Annotated in this window: 13 protein-coding genes; 9 read left to right on the top strand and 4 right to left on the bottom strand. The window is 68.2% G+C overall.

Annotated features, from left to right (window positions below; translation table 11 throughout):
* Nucleotides 1-154: 154 nt before the first annotated feature.
* A complete protein-coding gene (locus AC5P78_RS09150) occupies nucleotides 155-541 on the bottom strand; it encodes a DUF4440 domain-containing protein (RefSeq protein WP_062607263.1) in 387 nt (128 codons plus the stop codon).
* Nucleotides 541-1,899 carry an MFS transporter gene (locus AC5P78_RS09145; RefSeq protein ID WP_414498460.1) on the bottom strand — a complete coding sequence of 453 codons (1,359 nt, stop codon included), beginning with the start codon at nucleotides 1,897-1,899 and terminating at the stop codon, nucleotides 541-543. Before AC5P78_RS09145 ends, AC5P78_RS09150 begins: the two co-directional genes overlap by 1 nt.
* A gap of 105 nt (nucleotides 1,900-2,004) precedes the next feature.
* Between AC5P78_RS09145 and AC5P78_RS09140 the strand changes: the two genes are divergently transcribed.
* Complete coding sequence (locus AC5P78_RS09140) at nucleotides 2,005-2,901, top strand: LysR family transcriptional regulator (RefSeq protein WP_005410042.1); 897 nt, start codon at nucleotides 2,005-2,007, stop codon at nucleotides 2,899-2,901.
* Nucleotides 2,902-3,002: 101 nt separating this feature from the next.
* Here the strand turns inward: AC5P78_RS09140 and AC5P78_RS09135 are convergent, their stop codons facing one another.
* Nucleotides 3,003-5,798 (bottom strand): beta-glucosidase family protein, encoded by a 2,796-nt coding sequence (locus AC5P78_RS09135; protein ID WP_414498461.1) that lies wholly within the window; start codon nucleotides 5,796-5,798, stop codon nucleotides 3,003-3,005.
* Nucleotides 5,799-6,135: 337 nt separating this feature from the next.
* Between AC5P78_RS09135 and AC5P78_RS09130 the strand changes: the two genes are divergently transcribed.
* Both AC5P78_RS09130 and AC5P78_RS09125 read left to right on the top strand, forming a co-directional pair.
* Nucleotides 6,136-6,570 (top strand): VOC family protein, encoded by a 435-nt coding sequence (locus AC5P78_RS09130; RefSeq protein ID WP_005410044.1) that lies wholly within the window; start codon nucleotides 6,136-6,138, stop codon nucleotides 6,568-6,570.
* A 289-nt stretch (nucleotides 6,571-6,859) separates the two neighbouring features.
* On the top strand, nucleotides 6,860-7,564 hold the full coding sequence (locus tag AC5P78_RS09125) for a helix-turn-helix domain-containing protein (protein WP_044570441.1): 705 nt from the start codon (nucleotides 6,860-6,862) through the stop codon (nucleotides 7,562-7,564).
* A 9-nt stretch (nucleotides 7,565-7,573) separates the two neighbouring features.
* Here the strand turns inward: AC5P78_RS09125 and AC5P78_RS09120 are convergent, their stop codons facing one another.
* Complete coding sequence (locus AC5P78_RS09120; RefSeq protein ID WP_012480586.1) at nucleotides 7,574-8,452, bottom strand: sterol desaturase family protein; 879 nt, start codon at nucleotides 8,450-8,452, stop codon at nucleotides 7,574-7,576.
* Nucleotides 8,453-8,594: 142 nt separating this feature from the next.
* On the opposite strand from AC5P78_RS09120, the gene AC5P78_RS09115 reads away from it, so the two are divergent.
* The 6 genes from AC5P78_RS09115 to AC5P78_RS09090 all read left to right on the top strand — a co-directional run bounded on the left by AC5P78_RS09115 (nucleotide 8,595) and on the right by AC5P78_RS09090 (nucleotide 16,810).
* The gene (locus AC5P78_RS09115; protein ID WP_181453421.1) at nucleotides 8,595-9,545 is read left to right on the top strand and encodes a LysR family transcriptional regulator; all 951 of its coding nucleotides are present in this window, start codon (nucleotides 8,595-8,597) and stop codon (nucleotides 9,543-9,545) included.
* Between the two features lie 92 nt (nucleotides 9,546-9,637).
* Nucleotides 9,638-10,288: a DsbA family oxidoreductase gene (locus tag AC5P78_RS09110; RefSeq protein ID WP_414498568.1), complete on the top strand. Its 651-nt coding sequence runs from the start codon at nucleotides 9,638-9,640 to the stop codon at nucleotides 10,286-10,288.
* 35 nt (nucleotides 10,289-10,323) lie between these two features.
* Nucleotides 10,324-11,331, top strand: a complete 1,008-nt coding sequence (locus tag AC5P78_RS09105) for a cyclase family protein (protein WP_180874398.1) — start codon at nucleotides 10,324-10,326, stop codon at nucleotides 11,329-11,331.
* A 328-nt stretch (nucleotides 11,332-11,659) separates the two neighbouring features.
* Complete coding sequence (gene imuA / locus AC5P78_RS09100; protein ID WP_005413787.1) at nucleotides 11,660-12,274, top strand: translesion DNA synthesis-associated protein ImuA; 615 nt, start codon at nucleotides 11,660-11,662, stop codon at nucleotides 12,272-12,274.
* Between the two features lie 9 nt (nucleotides 12,275-12,283).
* Nucleotides 12,284-13,693 (top strand): Y-family DNA polymerase, encoded by a 1,410-nt coding sequence (locus AC5P78_RS09095; RefSeq protein ID WP_005410052.1) that lies wholly within the window; start codon nucleotides 12,284-12,286, stop codon nucleotides 13,691-13,693.
* Nucleotides 13,694-13,699: 6 nt separating this feature from the next.
* Entirely contained in the window at nucleotides 13,700-16,810 is a 3,111-nt protein-coding gene (locus AC5P78_RS09090) for an error-prone DNA polymerase (protein ID WP_414498569.1), read from the top strand.
* The last annotated feature ends 163 nt before the right edge of the window (nucleotides 16,811-16,973 follow it).

Below are 16,973 nucleotides of genomic sequence, written 5' to 3'. Positions count from 1 at the left end.
TTTGCATTCTTCGGTCGATGCAGGCAGGACTGATGGCACATGTGCCCGCGGTGCCGCCGCGCTCGCCAACGACCGGTAGTGCCGGCCGCTGGCCGGCAACTTCATGATCCTGGGGCGCGTTACGCGGTTGCCGGCCAGCGGCCGGCACTACCGGTCAGGCCATCGGCACTTCGTGCAGCGCCAACCAGCGCCAGCGACCCTGCTCCCGCCGCAGCACGGCCAACGATTCGCGCCATGTGAGCTGGCCGCTATCGAGCGAATGCCCTTCGCGATAACGCAGCACCGCCAGCGGTGATGGCGCTTCCACCGCCTGCACGGCGTCGATGGAAATCCGCAGCCCGGGGCGCGCCCCGTGACCGCCCGCGAACAGTGCCTGCACGGCCTTCCGGTCCAGCCTGCGACCCGCGATGCCGACCATGCTGAAGTCCGCGCAGAAATGCGCCATCAGATCATCCAGCGCATCCGCAGCCACCTCGGCCCGGAACCAGGCCTGCAGCTTGTCGTGCAGGTGGTGGATTTCATGTTCTGCGGTGATATCCATCAGGCATTCTCGGGTTGCGAAAGGGAAACAGAGTGCGAGTGGCGCAACAGCGCCATCGGCAACAGCGTCATTGCGGCGGCCAGACCCAGAGCCACGCTGGTGGCGCGTGCTGGCAGCCACTGCATGGCCAGCGCCAGCAACAGCGCAATGGCGGCAGTACCAAGGCAGAAACTGAGCTGACGGTTGAGGTTCCAAAGGGCACTGGCATCGCCCAGCGCTTCACCCTCCACGCCGTGGAAAGCCAGCGTCTGCGCGGTGCTGCTGCACAGGCTGCCACCGGCGCCCATCAGCGCGAACAACAGCGCGGCCAACGCGAAGGCCGGCTGCGGCAGCAGCGCCATCAGCAGCAGGCCGCTGGCCTGCAGCAGCATACCGGCGCGCAGTACCGTGGCCGGGCCGAAGCGAGCCAGCAGGCGCTTGCTGGCCGTGATCGCAATGGCCGAGGCCAGCGCCCAGGGCAGCATCAACGCGCCGATGCGTGCCGCGCTGTAACCGGCCTGGTGCAGCTGCAGGGTACTGACCAGCTGACTGCCGATGAATACGCCCGGCACGGCCAGATACACCAGCATCGCCAGCCGCAGCCCACGGTGGGACAGCAGCGACCAGCGCAGCAGTGGCTGCACCTGCCGACGTGCATGCCGCAGGTGGGCCGCCGCCAGCAGCAGCGCGACCAGCAGCAACACGGCACCGGCACCGCGATGTCCGGACTCGCCCAGCCAGGTCAGCGCCAGCAGCAACGCGCCCAGCGCCAGCATCGCGGTAGACAGCGCATAGGCCTGCAGGCGCGGCGCACTGCGCGCGCCATCGGCCGGCATCCAGGCCAGCACTAGGCCAATTGCCATCACCGCCAACGGCAGGCTGGCCCAGAGCACGCCGCGCCAGGACAACCACTGCACCAACAGCCCGCCCAGCGCCGGCGCCAGTGCCGGCACCAGCAGGGCCACCAGCAGGATGCGGCGGGTCAGCGCGCCACGCTGGTCGGGCGTGCATTGTCGGTACGCTGCCGCCTGTGCCACCGGAATCAGCAGGCCACCGGCCAGCCCCTGCAGCAGGCGCCAGCCCAGCAGCCAGCCGATACCCGGTGCGGCGCCGGCCAGCACAGCGGCAACCGCGAACAACAGCAACGCCACCAGCAGCAGGCGACGCTCACCACAGCGCGCGGCCAACCAAGGCGCCAGCGGAATCACCACGCTCAGGCCCAGCATGTAGGCGGTGCCCACCCAGGCCAGGGTACCGACATCAGCGTGCAGTTCCGCTGCCAGTGCCGGATAGGCCACCGTGGCGATGAACATGTTGACCAGATCCAGGGCGAACGCCAGCAGGAAGATCGCCTCATGGCGCAGGCGGGGGGACGGCATCGGCGGCGCTCCAGCAGGGAAGCGGCCAGCATGCCGTGCGGGCCTTGTTGGAAAAACACGACAGCAACTGCAACACTGTCAAATCCACTTTGACAATGAATTGCCATGGTCAGCCTCGATCGCTTCGATATCTTCCGCGCCGTGGTCGAGGCCGGCAGCCTCACCGCAGCAGCTGATCGGCTCGGCCTCAGCCGCGCGGTGGTCAGCTTCAACCTGAAGCGGCTGGAGCAGGAGCTGGGCGTGACCCTGCTGTTGCGCAGTACCCGCCACTTGGCCCTGACCGAGGCCGGCGAACAGTTCCTGCAGCACTGCGTGCAGGCGTTGGACGCCGCACAGGCAGCGATCGATGCCGCGCGCCGCGACCAGCACCAGCTTCAGGGCGTGCTGCGCCTGACCACCACGCCGGAGTACGCCCAGCTACGCTTGATTCCTGCGCTGGAGGCGTTCCGTGCGCGGCACCCGGCGCTGCAGCTGCACCTGTCCACGTCTCCCGCGCCGGCGGACCTGATTCCCGAGCGCTTCGACCTGGCGATCCGTCTTGGCCGTCTGCCGGATTCGGGCCTGCACGCCAGCGAACTGGAACGCCATCCACTGTGCCCCGTGGCGGCTCCGTCCCTGCTGGCACGCCTGCCCTCTGCCGATGCTGCCGACGACCCCGTGCAGCTGGGCACCCTGCCCCGCCTCGGCTACCCGCGCCTGGCCGACGTGCCGGTGGTGGCGCCGGATGGCAGCGACGCCCTGTTTGCCACCAACCCGGGCAATGCGGTGGTGCGCGTAGATGGTGCCAGCAGCCTGCGTGCCTTCGCCGTGGCCGGCGCCGGGGTCACCGTGCTGCCACGCTGGCTGATCGAGGACGACTTGGCCCAGGACCGCCTGCGCCCGGTGCTGCGCCAGCACCGCTTCCCGCAGCAGAGCGTATACGCGGTCTACCCGCACAGCACGCAGCCCTCACCGAAGGTGCGGCAGCTGATCGATTTCCTGCGCGGGTGGTTTGGCAAATGAAAAAAGGGGACGGAGGGGATTAAGTCGTTTGTGCATAAACGACTTAATCCCCTCCGTCCCCTTTTTCAGACACGGCCCTGTGCGGGCCGTGTCTTCAGGCATCAGCGCAGCACCTGCTCCACCAGCTGCACGTCCACGCTCTGCAGCGGCTCGGCCGCATTGCGGGACAGCTGCACCTGGTAGGTGCCGCTGTCGATCTTCCACTGGCGCGCCTGTGCATCGTAGTGGGCCAGGGCCTTCGGCTCGGCTTCGATGCGGATGCGGCGCTGTTCGCCCGGCTGCAGGTTCACCTTGTCATAGCCGATCAGGCGGATCGGCGTGGTGCTGCCGGCCGGAAGCTTCAGGTACAGCTGGGCCACGTCGGCACCGGCACGCTTGCCGGTGTTGCGGATGTCGACGCTGGCGACCAGGCGCGAGCCCTCCACGCTCACCTTCAGGTTCTCATAGGCGAATGAGGTGTAGGACAGGCCATGGCCAAAGGAGAAGGTCGGGGTCAGACCCTTGGCCGCCATCCACTTGTAGCCGACGTTGGCGCCTTCGATATCGAAATCGAACACATCACCAAACGGCTTGGCCGGCTTGAAGCCGAGGCCGTCGATGTGCGGGCGTGGCAGCTGCGATTCGTCCGTCACCCAGGTCACCGGCAGGCGGCCGGACGGATTGACCTGGCCGGTCAGCAGCGCGGCAATGCCTTCGCCACCGCGGATGCCCGGATACCAGGCCTGCAGCATCGCCGGCACCTGCGCCAGCCACGGCGTGCGCACCGGGCCGTTGGTTTCCAGCACCAGCACGGTCTTCGGGTTGGCCTTGGCCACTGCCGAGATCAGGGCATCCTGGTTGTCCGGCAGCTGCATGTCCGGCAGGTCCACCGATTCGGCGGCCCACTGGGTGGCGAACACGATGGCCACGTCGGCCTGCGCGGCGGCCTTGGCCGCAGCGGCGGCATTGGTCCCGTCCACATACTCGATGGTCGCGTCCGGGCGCGCGGCGCGCAGCGATTCCAGCGGCGAGGACGGGTGGAAGATCACCGGGCCCGGCCAGGTGGTCGGCATCACGCCCGGCACCGCATTGGTGCCCTTTGCGGTCACGCCCACCATCGACGAACCACCGCCGCCGATCACGCCTTTGTCGGCATGGCCGCCGATGATGACGATGCGCTTCACGCTGTCGGCCAGCGGCAGCAGGTTGCCCTCATTGCGCAGCAGCACGCTGCCCTCTTCCACCGTGCGCTGGGCAACGGCGAAGCCGGCCTCGGCATCCACCTTCTGGTGCTGCGGCGGGTTGTCGAAGTTGCCATGCAGGAACATCGTGCGCAGGATGCGCGCCACCATGTCGTTCAGGCGCGCCTGCGGCACTACGCCGCCGTGCACGGCCAGGCGCAGCGGTTCGTCGAAGAACACCGCCGCGTCGAACACTTCACCGGCCGACTGCTGATCGAGGCCAGCCAGCGCCGCCTTCGAACCACTGTGCACGCCGCCCCAGTCGGACATCACGAAACCGGGGAACTTCCATTCCTGCTTCAGCACCTGGTTCATCAGGTAGCCGTTCTCGCAGCCGTAGGTGCCGTTGATCTTGTTGTACGAGCACATCGCCACGCCCGGGCGACCGGCTTCCAGCGCGATCTCGAAGGCCAGCAGGTCCGACTCGTGCATGGCCTGTTCGCCGATGCGCACGTCGTGGAAGTTGCGGCGGGTCTCCATGTCGTTCAGCGCGAAGTGCTTCATCGAGGAGATCACGTGCTGGCTCTGCACGCCCTGGATCAGCGCGCCAACCATCGAGCCGGCCAGCAGCGGATCTTCACCGGCATATTCGAAGTTGCGGCCGTTGCGCGGGTCGCGCTGCAGGTTGACGCTGCCCGACAGCAGGATATTGAAGCGCTGCTGCCATGCCTCGCGACCCATCGTGGCGCCACCGGCGAAGGCGACTTCACGGTTCCAGCTCGATGCGGTGGACGGGCCCGACGGCATCGCCGTGGCGAAATCGCCCGGGCGGATGCCACCCGGATTGGTCACGCCGACGCCGGCATCGGCCGACTGCTGCGACGGAATGCCCAGCCGCGCCACGCCCGGCACGAAACCGGCCGAACCGACTGCGCCTTCCGGCAGCGGGCCACCGTCCTTGCCCAGCCCGAAGTAGCTGTGCAGCATCTGGAACTTCTCATCCTCGGTCATCGCCTTCAGCAGCAGCGCAGCGCGCGCGTCGGCGTTGAGGGTGGTGTCCATCCACGGCCTGGCGCCATGCGTGTCGGCGGCGTAGGCCAGGGTCAGCAGGGTGGCGCGCAGGGTACTGCCTTCCACCTTGAACGGCGCACTGCTGGCGGCCTGGAAGCCATCGCTGAAATAGCTGGCATCGGCTTCCAGCGCGACACGCGCCGGATCGAAGCCTGCGGCCTTGGCCGATTCACCGGCCACCGCGCCGAGCAGCACCGCCGGTGCACCCAGCCGCGAACGGGTGACCAGCGCCGGCAGCTGCGCCGCACCTGCACCGGCATCGGTATAGACCGCCACGGTGTGGCGGTCGTCGTCCAGGCGCAGGTAGTTCAGGCCCGGCTGGTCGGGGCCGGATTCAGCGGCGATCGGCAACCGGGTCAGCACGGCCTGGCCGCGCTGGGTCTGGCCATCGTCCTTGCCGGCAGCAATGAAGCGGTACTCGTAGCCCAGGCCATCGGCCAGCACCTGCAGCGGATCGACCTGGCCGATGCCGCGCTGCACCTGGCGCACGCTCACCGCGTCCACCTGCAGGGTCTTCAGCTGGGCGGCCAGGGCCGGCATCGCCTCGGCGGTCGGGGCCTGTTCCAGGGTCAGCACAGTGAACGCGGCGGGGTCGGCCCAGGCCGGGGCGGCCAGTGCGGCAGACAGGGCCAAGGACAGTGCAAGCGGCTTTGTAAACGTTTTCATCGGCAGGCGTAATTCCGTTGCCAAGGCAATCGGTCCAGGGAAAGTGCCGCCGAAGGGTGCAGCGTTCATGCCGCGCAGGGGTTGCCAGGCAACGTCCCGCAGGCCGATGGACGGGCCGGTCTGCGCGCGGGACCCTCCTCCCGGCGTGACAACCTGCCTGCCCGGGCCGCGCAGGGCGACCCAATCCTGTGAAGATTGTGCGAGGGCGTTCACACCTGTCAACAGGACCTAAGTCACAGGGGCAACCCGGCCAGCGGTTATCAGGCCATCACCGGCGGTCATCAGCGCGCCGCGCGAGGCTGCCGATAATGAGGGTCCCTGGCCACGAACCGAGCCCATGACCGTCCATCGCGACTTCGACCATCTCTGGCGCGACCGCTGTGACACCTCCAGCCAGCGCGCGCCGCGCGTGTTGATCCGGGTGTTCGTGGCCCCGGGTGAGCTGGAGCGCAGCGTGGCGTTCTACGAGCAGCTGCAGGGTGTGGTGGCCGATGCGGGGTTCCCGTTTCCGGAGGCCGGGCTGCGTCTGGCGATGGTCGGTGCGTTCCTGTTGATCGAGGGCAGCGAGACGGCGCTGGCGCCGTTCACTTCGACCACGGGAACGCTGCTGGTCGACGATGTTCGGCCCTATCACGACAAACTGGTCGCGGCTGGCGCCGAGATCATCTTCCCGTTGCAGGTGGTACCCACCGGGGCGGCGTTCAATGCGGTACATCCCGATGGCACGGTGGTCGAGTACGTGCATCACCGGCCGGATCCGCACGGCCGGTGAGGGTGCGCCCGGCACCCGCGGTAGTGCCGGCCGCTGGCCGGCAACCTCAGAAGCAACAGCCGAAGCAAAAGCTGGGCTCCTGTGGGGTGGCGGGGTGGGTCCGGTTGCGGGGGACGGCGCAAGTACGTCCATGTAGCCTCGGTCGCGCCATCCATGGCGCTCACGCCCCCGCCAACGGACCCACCCCGCCTTAGACAATTTCTCGCAACCTGCAGTAGATCCACGCCATGCATGGATGCTCTTCGTTTCATTGTCGAAATATTTGATTTCGATGGAGATTCATCCACGCATGGCGTGGATCTACAATCCCTCCATGTCCTCCCCCTCCCTACCCTGGAATGGCACGTTGCAGCTGGATGCTCACGTGGCCGTGCTGCAGGGCCATGCCGGTGGCAGCGCCTCGCATGCGCACTACGCCCATCAACTGCTGTTGAGCGACGGTACGCCCTGGCAGATCGAAGTCGATGGCGTACGGCAGCAGGGCCAACGGCTGTGGCTGCCGTCCTTCCAGACGCACGCGATCCTGTCGGCGCCGGAAGCGGGCTGTACGGTGTTCCTTGAGCCGGCGCATGCCGACCTCGAACAGATCCAGCAGCACCTGCACGCGCTGCCGGGCACTGCGATGGAACTGCACGACTGGCTGCCACGGTTGAGCCGCCCACAGCCGCTGGACCGCCGCGTGCAGGCGGCGTTGGCCCGTATTGCCCAGCACCTGCCCGGCCCGGTGCCGGCCGCCGATATCGCCGAGGCGGCGCACCTGTCGACCAGCCAGCTGCACCGGCGTTTCCAGTCCGAGCTGGCAGTGACCCTGCGCGGCTGGGTGCTGTGGCAACGGTTGCGCCGCGCGCTGATGCATCATCTGAGCGGTCACAACCTGACCGACAGTGCGCATGCCGCTGGATTCGCCGATCTGGCCCATCTCTCGCGCAGCCTGCGCGGCATGTTCGGCATCGGTGCCGCGCAGCTGCAGGGCCTGCAGCTGCACGCGGCCTGACATGTTCAATCATTCGCGCCTGCGCAGGCCTTCCGGCAACTCCGGCACCTCGCCATGCGGCAGTTCGCGGAACGGTGCCAGCAGCTGCCCCGGATAATCGCGCGGATAGTCCGGTTGGCTGCCGATGCCAAGGTCGCGTTGCTGCAGCCGATAACCCGGCGCATCGAAGGCGGTCCCCAGCAGATGGTCCCAGGCGGTCAGGAACAGGCCGAAGTTGACGTCGCCCGCGGTGCCGTAACGCATGTGGTGGAAGCGGTGCAGCGGCGCCCAGGCCATCACCCGACCCAGCACGCCGGGACGCATGTCCACGTTGGAGTGCTGCAGCAGCAGCTGGATGGCAATGGCGAAAGCCAGCACCGCAGCCACCGGCATCGGCAGGCCCAACAGCAGCAGCGGCAGCACGCCGCCCACCGCTTCGGCCGCCTGATGCAGCGGGTGTTTCATCAGCCCGTTGAAGCCGTACATGCGGGTGACGCTGTGGTGCACCGCATGCAGCCGCCACAACCAGCCGATGCGATGGCTGGCGTAGTGCACCAGGGTGATGCCCAGATCAGCGCAGACGATGGCCAGCAGCACCTGCAGCGCGAATGGCCACTGCACCGGCCACAACTGCCACGGAATGATTGCCGCCAGCAGCGGCACCGCCGCGATCGACAGCAGGTTCAGGCTTTCGTTGACCAGTGCATGCAGGCTGTCACGCAGGCTGTCGCCGTGGTCGTGGTTGAACGCGGGGTCGTACGGCCAGGCACGCTCGGCGGCGAACGAGACCGCGATGGCGGCCGCCAGCAAGGCCAGCAGCCACAACGGATCACCGTGGCAATGGCCGACCCAGACGACGGCAGTGGCAACGAAGCCCAGCAGGAACAGCGGGGCATACAGGCGGAGCATCCAGTGCTTCATGGGCAACCCGGAAAGTGAGGGGCCTGCATGCTGGCGCCGCGTATGGGGTGCTGGCTTGAACAAACAGCGCAACCCGCACGCACCGGGTAGACGCCGACCTTGGTCGGCGCCGCGTTTCCCACATCCACGCATGGCGCGGCTCTACAATGGCGCCCTCATCGCGCCCGGGGCCGGCATGGATTCCTTCAACCTGATGCGTGCCTTCCGCCGCATCGTCGAACGCGGCGGGCTGGCCCGCGCTGCCGAAGACCTCGGCATGTCGCCCGCCGGCCTGAGCAAACAGCTGCGCACGCTGGAAGCGCATCTGGGCGTGGTACTGCTGCAGCGGACCACGCGGCGCATGAGCCTGACCGAGACCGGCCACGCCTATTACCGCGAATGCTGCCGCCTGCTCGACGAGCTGGACGCATTGGAACGCGGCATCGCCGAACAGCGCGGCGACGTGGCCGGGCGCCTGCGCGTGAACGCGCCGCAGTCGTTCGCACTGAGCACGCTGTCGCCGCTGCTGCCACGCTTCCTGCAGCAGCATCCGCAGCTGTCGCTGGATCTGGTGATGGAAGATCGCCTGCTCGATGCAGTCGGTGAGGGTTTCGATGTATCGCTGCGGCTGCGTGCCGAGCTGGATGATTCACGCCTGGTGGCGCGCCGGCTGGCGTCGCTGCAGCAGGTGCTGTGCGCGGCCCCGTCCTACCTGCGGCAGCATCCGGCACCGCAGGCGGTGGACGATCTGCAGGCGCACAGCGTGCTGGCCTACAGCCTGTCCGACTCGCCCGGCAGCTGGCCGCTGCTCGGCCCCGATGGCCAGGTGACGATCACCCTGCCGGCGCGCGTCACCGTCAACAACAGCCTGCTGCTGCGCGACCTGCTGGTGGCCGGCATGGGCATCGGCGCCCTGCCCTCGTTCCTGGCGGCACCGGCACTGGCCCGTGGCGAACTGCAGCAGGTGCTGCCCGACCACCGCTATCCGCCACGCTTCGTGCATGCGGTCTACCCCACCTCGCGCCACCTGCAGCCCAAGGTGCGTGCCTTCATCGATTTCCTGCACGCCGAGCTGCCCGGCTGCGCCGGCCTGGATTCGTAACCGCCAGCGAAAACTGAGCTGCCCGCGGCGTGCTGTTTCGGCCACGCCGCGCTGCCTAATCTGCCGCCTCCCCTCTCACCGATGGCAGGCAGATGTCTTCCGTTCCTTCCCCCGCCACCGCCGCGCCGGTGGTCGATTTCTTCCACGACGTGGTCTGCGGCTGGTGCTTCGTGCTGGCCCCGCGCCTGCAGCAGGTCTCGGCCGAACTCGGCATCCAGGTGCGCCACCGCAGCTTCGTGCTGCAGGACTCGCGCGCGCAGATGGTCGAGGTGTTCGGCTCGATGGAGCGCGCCAAGGCGATCATCCTGCGCCACTGGACCGACTGCGCCGCGCATGAAGACACCGCGCGCATCGATATCGAAGGCATGCGCGCACAGGACTTCGAGTATCCGTCCGGCTGGCTCGGCGCACTGGCCTGCCAGGCCGCCGGCATGCTCGGTGGCAACGACGCCCATGGCGCGATGTTTGATGCCGTGCAATGGGCGCACCTACACCAGCACCGCAACATCGGCGACGCCGAAGTACTGCTGGATATCGCCGAATCGCTGGGCCATCCACGTGGCGCCTTCGCTGACCACATGCGCAGCGACGCGGTAGCCCGGCGCGTGCAGACCGACCGTGTCGAAGCCGCGACCCTCGGCATCCGCTCCATTCCCACCGTGATCGGCGGCAACGGCCTGCGCCTGCAGACCCTGCCGCTGCCGCAACTGCGCCAGGCCCTGGCGCACCTGGTCGCGGCCTGAGCCGCACCATCCCCCACCCTGCAAGGAGATTTCCCATGACCCCACGTACCCTGGCCACCGCGCTGGCCCTGCTGCTGGCCGGCACCGCCGCTTCCACCACCGTGTCCGCGCACGAACGCGTTCCCTCCGGCCAGCAGGTCGGCACCAGTCCCTGGGGGCCGAAGGACGAGATCGGCCGCCTCAACCTGATCACCGAAGCCTCGCGCGCCGCGATCCTGTCGCGGATCAGCGGTGGCAAGGCCTATGACCTGGCCACCGAATATTACGTCGGCATGCCCAGCTGGCAGGATGCCGGCGACCCGCACTACCAGTTCTGGATGACCCACACCCCGCGCGGCACGGTGATGGATGATCCGATGGGCGTGGGCGAAACCATGAACCTCACCCGCAGCTACACCGGCACCGCGTTCTCGATGTACAGCCACACCGGCACCCACATCGATGCGCTGAACCACTTTGGCATCCATGGAAAGATCTGGAACGGCTTCGAGGCCGACAAGCACCTCGGCGACCGTGGCTGGAATGTCACCGGCATCGAGAAGTTCCCGCCGCTGATCGCGCGTGGCGTGCTGATCGACGTGGCCGCCGCCAAGGGCGTGGACATGCTGCCGGACAGCTACCGCGTCACCCGCCAGGACCTGAAGGATGCGCTGGCACGCCAGAAGGTGAAACTGCAGCAGGGCGACGTGGTGCTGATCCGCACCGGCCGCATGCGCTTGTTCGAACAGCCCAAGGCCTACATGGCCAACCCGCCGGGCATGGGCCTGGACGCGGCGCGCTTCCTGGTTGAAGACAGCGGCGCGATGATCGTCGGCGCCGACAACCTCAGCTTCGAGACCTTCCCCTCGGAGGTGTCCGACGACTACGTGCCGCTGCACACCTACCTGCTGGCCCAGCAGGGCGCGCCGATCATCGAGCTGGTGGCGCTGGACGAACTGGCCCGCGACAAGGTCTACGAGTTCGCCTTCATCGGCGGCCCGCTGAAGATCCGCGGTGGCGATGCCGCGCCGCTGCGCCCGGTGGCGTTGCCGGTCCGCCCGTAACCAGGGGCATCCCCAGGTAGCGCCGTGGGTGCCGACCTTGGTCGGCACCGCGCTTTACCGCTATCCACGCATGGCGTGGATCTACCAGGCTGCGGCATGGATTTGCCGGGGCTCTCTTCAGTAGATCCACGCCATGCGTGGATGCTTTACCCCTTCAGCAACCTGAAACCGGACCCTCCGATTTCATTAGTAATTCTACTCACAAGACGAGTAGCATGTCTGGTCTCAGCCCCTGATACCGGCCCGTCGATACTCGCGCCATGCCCGCTGTTTCCGCCCGTTCCTGCCGTTTCCAGCCCGCCCGGCGCCTCCCCTGGAGGGCCGGCTGATGGGTGCCGTCGTCGCCCTCGACCGGCTGCTGGACGGGCGCCAGCTGTGGCGCGGCCCGGCCCGCCAGGGGCCGGCCAGCGACCACCTGGCCAGCGGCCACCCGGCACTGGACGCACGCCTGCCCGGCGGTGGCTGGCCCACCAGCGGGCTGTGCGAGGTACTGCAGGCGGCGCCCGGGGTGGGTGAGCTGGCGCTGGTCTGGCCGGCGCTGGCCAAGCTGAGCCTGCGTGACCGCCCGATCGTGCTGGTCGCCCCGCCCTATCGCCCGCATGCCCCGGCCTGGGCGGCAGCCGGGCTGGACCTGGCCCAGCTGCAGATCATCCACGCAGCGCCGAAACAGGCGCTCTGGGCCACCGAGCAGTGCCTGCGCTCTGCCGCCTGCGCGGCGGTGCTGTGCTGGCCACACCAGGCCGACGATCGCGCCCTGCGCCGGCTGCAGGTCGCCGCCGACAGCGGCCAGTGCCTGGGCTTCGTGTTCCGCGAGGCGCAGGCGGCGCGCAATCCCTCTCCGGCCAGCCTGCGCCTGCAGCTCGACCACGGCCAGGTGCGGGTGCTGAAGTGCCGAGGCGGCCTGCCGCCGGCGCAGCCGTTGCCGCTGGCCATCGCCCACTGAGGCCGCGCCATGCACTGGGCCTGCCTGTTGTTGCCGCAGCTGGCGCTGGACAGCGTGCTGCGCCTGCAGCCGGATCCGCAGCGCCCACTGGTGCTGCTGCAGGGGCCGGCACAGCGTCGCGTACTGCGTGCGGTCAGCCCGTCGGCACGCGCAGCGGGGCTGCGCCCGGGCATGCTGCTGTCGGCTGCGCAGGTGCTGGTGCAGGACATGCACCTGCACGATTACGATCCCAACGCCGAACAGCACACCCGGCAGCTGCTGGCCAGCTGGGCCTACGCCTACAGCTCGCAGGTCAGCCTCGATTTCCCGCATGCACTGGTGCTGGAGATCGGCGCCAGCCGCGCCCTGTTCGGTGACTGGCTGACGATCCAGCAGCGGCTGCGCAACGAACTGCACGAACTCGGCTTCCGTCACCGTCTGGTGGCCGCACCTACCCCACATGCCGCGCGGGTGCTGGCCAACGTCCACGACGGCCTCGGCATCGATGCACAGCAACTGCCGGCGGCGCTGGCGCAGTTGCCCCTGCCGCGCTGCGGCCTGCCCAACGAGGCGGTGACGGTGCTCGGCCGCTCCGGCCTGCGCACGCTGGGCACAGTGCTCGAGCTGCCGCGCGACAGCCTGGCCCGGCGCTTTGCCCCCGAGGTCCTGCAGCAGCTGGATGCACTGCGTGGGCTACCCACCGCGCCACTGCGCTACTACCAGCCACCGGACCGTTTCGATGCACGCATCGAATTCGAGTACGAGATCGAATCCAGCCAGGCCCTGTTGTTCCCGCTGCGTCGCCTGCTGCTGGACCTGGCCGCGTTCCTGTGTTCGCGCGATGGCGGCGTGCAGCGCTTCGACCTGCATTTCGAGCACGATCTGCTGCCGGCCAGCGTGCTGACCATCGGCCTGCTGGCACCGGAACGCGATCCCGCGTTGCTGTTCGAGATCGCGCGCAACCGCATGGAAGCGTTCGCCCTGCCGGCCGGCAGCCGCGCACTGCGCCTGCAGGCCGAACAGCTGCCACCGTTCGTGCCCGCCGCGCGCGACCTGTTCGACACCCGGCCGGCACAGGCGATGCCCTGGAACCAGCTGCGCGAGCGCCTGCGCGCGCGGCTGGGCGATGACGCCGTGCAGCCGCTGGCGGTGCAGGCCGACCATCGCCCCGAACGCGCCAGTGGCAGCCAGCCCGCGGCCAAGCCTCCGTCGTACTGGCCGCTGCGCCCTGGCTGGTTGCTGGACACCCCGCAACCGCTGCGTGATCCGCGGCTGCGCATCGTCACCGGGCCGGAGCGGATCGAATCGGGCTGGTGGGACCAGGCCGACGCACGCCGCGACTACTACGTGGTGGAAACCGCACACGGCCAGCGCGGCTGGGCTTTCCGTGAGCGCAACGATCCGCATGCGCCGTGGATGCTGCACGGCTGGTTCGGCTGAGCCGCCATGCACAGCGAACTGCCCGGCTACGCCGAACTGCACTGCCTGTCGGCCTTCAGTTTCCAGCGTGGTGCTTCGATCGCCGAAGAGCTGTTCGCGCGCGCCGCCGGCCAGGGCTACCGCGCGTTGGCGATCACCGACGAATGCTCGCTGGCCGGCATCGTGCGTGCCTGGCAGGCGGCGAAGGCGCATGGCGTGGCGCTGATCGTCGGCGCCGAATTCCAGGTCGAGGACGGACCCAAGCTGGCCCTGCTGTGCACCGACCAGGCCGCCTATGCCGGGCTGTGCCAGTTGATCACTACCTGCCGGCGGCGCGCGGCCAAGGGCGAGTACCGTTGCCTGCGCGAGGACCTGCTCGGCCTGCCCGACGGCCTGCTGTGCCTGTGGCTGGACCGGCAACCGGCCGCCACCGACCTGGAACTGCTGCGCGCCGGCTTCAATGATCGGCTGTGGCTGGCGGTGGAACTGCACCACGAACACGACGACGCACGCCGCCTGCAGCAGCTGCAGGCCTTCGGCGAACGCCACCGCCTGCCGCTGGTCGCCAGTGGCGATGTGCACATGCACGTGCGACGCCGCCGCGCCCTGCAGGACACGCTGACCGCGATCCGCCATCGTTGCAGCGTGGCCGAAGCCGGCTGGCGCCTGTTTCCCAACGGCGAGCGCCACCTGCGCCCGCGCACCGCGCTGGCCCAGCTGTATCCCGCCGAACTGCTGGCCGAGACCCTGCGCATCGCCGAACGCTGCCACTTCACGCTGGAGCAGCTGCAGTACACCTATCCGCGCGAGCTGGTGCCGGAGGGGCATGACCCGGACAGCTGGCTGCGCGAGCTGGTCGAAGAAAAGATTCCCTGGCGTTGGCCAGAAGGCATCAAGGACGCACAGCGCAAGCAGATCGAACATGAGCTGGCGTTGATCCGGGAGAAAAACTACGCCTCCTACTTCCTTACCGTGCATGACATCGTGCGCTTCGCCCGCAGCCAGGACATCCTCTGCCAAGGGCGTGGCTCGGCGGCCAATTCGACGGTGTGCTTTGTGCTGGGCGTGACCGAGATCGATCCTGCGCGCAGCAATCTGTTGTTTGAACGCTTCATCTCCGCCGAGCGCAATGAGCCGCCGGACATCGACATCGACTTCGAGCACGAGCGCCGCGAGGAAGTGCTGCAGTACGTGTTCAAGCGCTATGGCCGAGAGCGCGCCGCACTGACCGCAGTAGCAATCAGCTACCGTGGCCGCAGCGCGATCCGCGACGTCGCCCGTGCGCTCGGCCTGCCGATGGACCAGGTCAACGAACTGGGCGCGGCAATGGATCATTGGGGCGGCAACATCCCATTGCCGGAAACCCTCCGCGAGCGCGGTTTCGATCCGGACACACCCTTGATGCGGCGGCTGCTGGCATTGACCGCCGAGCTGATCGACTTCCCACGCCACCTGTCTCAGCATCCGGGCGGTTTCGTCATCTCCGAGCATCCGCTGTCGACCCTGGTGCCGGTAGAAAACGCGGCGATGGCCGACCGCACCGTCATCCAGTGGGACAAGGACGATCTGGATGCCACCGGCCTGATGAAGGTCGACTGCCTGGCGCTGGGCATGCTCACCGCCATCCGCAAATGCCTGGCGATGTTGAAGCAGCATGGCCTGCATGAAGGACGCATGGATGCGATCCCGCCCAAGGATGCAAAGACCTTCGACATGATCTGCGCCGCCGATACCATTGGCGTGTTCCAGATCGAATCGCGCGCACAGATGGCGATGCTGCCGCGCATGCAGCCACGCACGTTCTATGACCTGGTGATCGAGGTGGCGATCGTGCGCCCTGGCCCGATCCAGGGCGACATGGTGCACCCCTATCTGGAGCGGCGCCGGATCCTGCGCGAACAGGGACCGGACGCGTTGAACGACCCGGACAACCCGCTCTACCCACCGCAGCTGGAACGCGTGTTCGCACGCACGCTGGGCGTGCCGCTGTTCCAGGAACAGGTGATGCAGCTGGCGGTGGAAGCGGCCGGCTACACGCCGGGCCAGGCCGATGCCCTGCGCCGCTCGATGGCGGCATGGAAGCGCCGTGGCGGCCTGGAACCGCATCGCGAGAAGCTGCTGGCCGGCATGCTCAATAACGGCTTCAGCCGCGAGTACGGCGAGCATCTGTTCGAGCAGATCAAGGGCTTCGGTGATTACGGTTTCCCGGAAAGCCACGCCGCCAGCTTCGCCCTGCTGACCTATAACAGCTGCTGGCTGAAGTGCCATCACCCGGCCGCGTTCACCGCCAGCCTGATCAACAGCCAGCCGCTGGGCTTCTACAGCCCCGACCAGCTGCTGCAGGACGCGCGCCGGCACGGCATCCGCGTGCTGCCGGTGGACGTGCGCCACAGCGACTGGGACTGCACCCTGGATTTCAGCAGGGGCGCAGCCGCGATCCGGCTCGGCCTGCGCCTGGTCGATGGCTGCAACGAGCCCGCCGTGCAGGCCATCATGCGCGAACGTGCGCGGCGCCCGTTCGACGATGTCGGCGACCTGTGCCAGCGCACCGCCCTGGACCGCCGCCAGCAGGGCCTGCTGGCCGATGCCGGTGCGTTGCGTGGGCTCAGTGGCCATCGCCATCGTGCACGCTGGGATATCTCCGGCGTGGAAAACCGGCTGCCGCTGTTCGACCAGGCCCGCGCCACCGCCGAAGCCCGCGTGCCGTTGCCCCTGCCCAGCGCCTGGGAGGACATGCAGGCCGATTATCGCAGCACCGGCACCACCCTCGGCCGCCATCCGATCTCATTCCTGCGTGCGCAGCTGCGCAGCCGTGGCTGCCTGGATGCCGCGCAACTGGCGAGCCATGGCCATGGCCGTCGCGTGCGCATCGCCGGCCTGGTACGCATGCGCCAGCGCCCACAGACCGCCAGCGGTGTCACCTTCCTCACGCTCGAGGATGAAACCGGCATGGTCAACGCCGTGGTCTGGCGGCACCTGGCCGATCGCCAGCACCGGGTGCTGGTCGATACCCAGCTGATGCAGATCGATGGTCGCCTGGAACGCGTCGATGGCGTCCAGCACGTCATCGTGCAACGCATGCACTGCCTGGATGAACTGCTGCAGGGACTGCGCAGCCACAGCCGCGATTTCCACTGACGCCGGGAATCACCGTGTAACGGCCACTGGGTGATGTCGAGCAGGTAGAGGTAGAGTCGACTGTCAGTCGACTTGCGCGCGCCAGCGCGGGAATCTCCGTGATCTGATCGAACAGCAGTCGACTGACAGTCGACTCTACCCATCCCCTTTTGCATCCGCTATC

The organism is Stenotrophomonas sp. YJH_SMC_133 (assembly GCF_059370655.1).
This window is presented reverse-complemented; position numbering and strand designations above follow the sequence as displayed.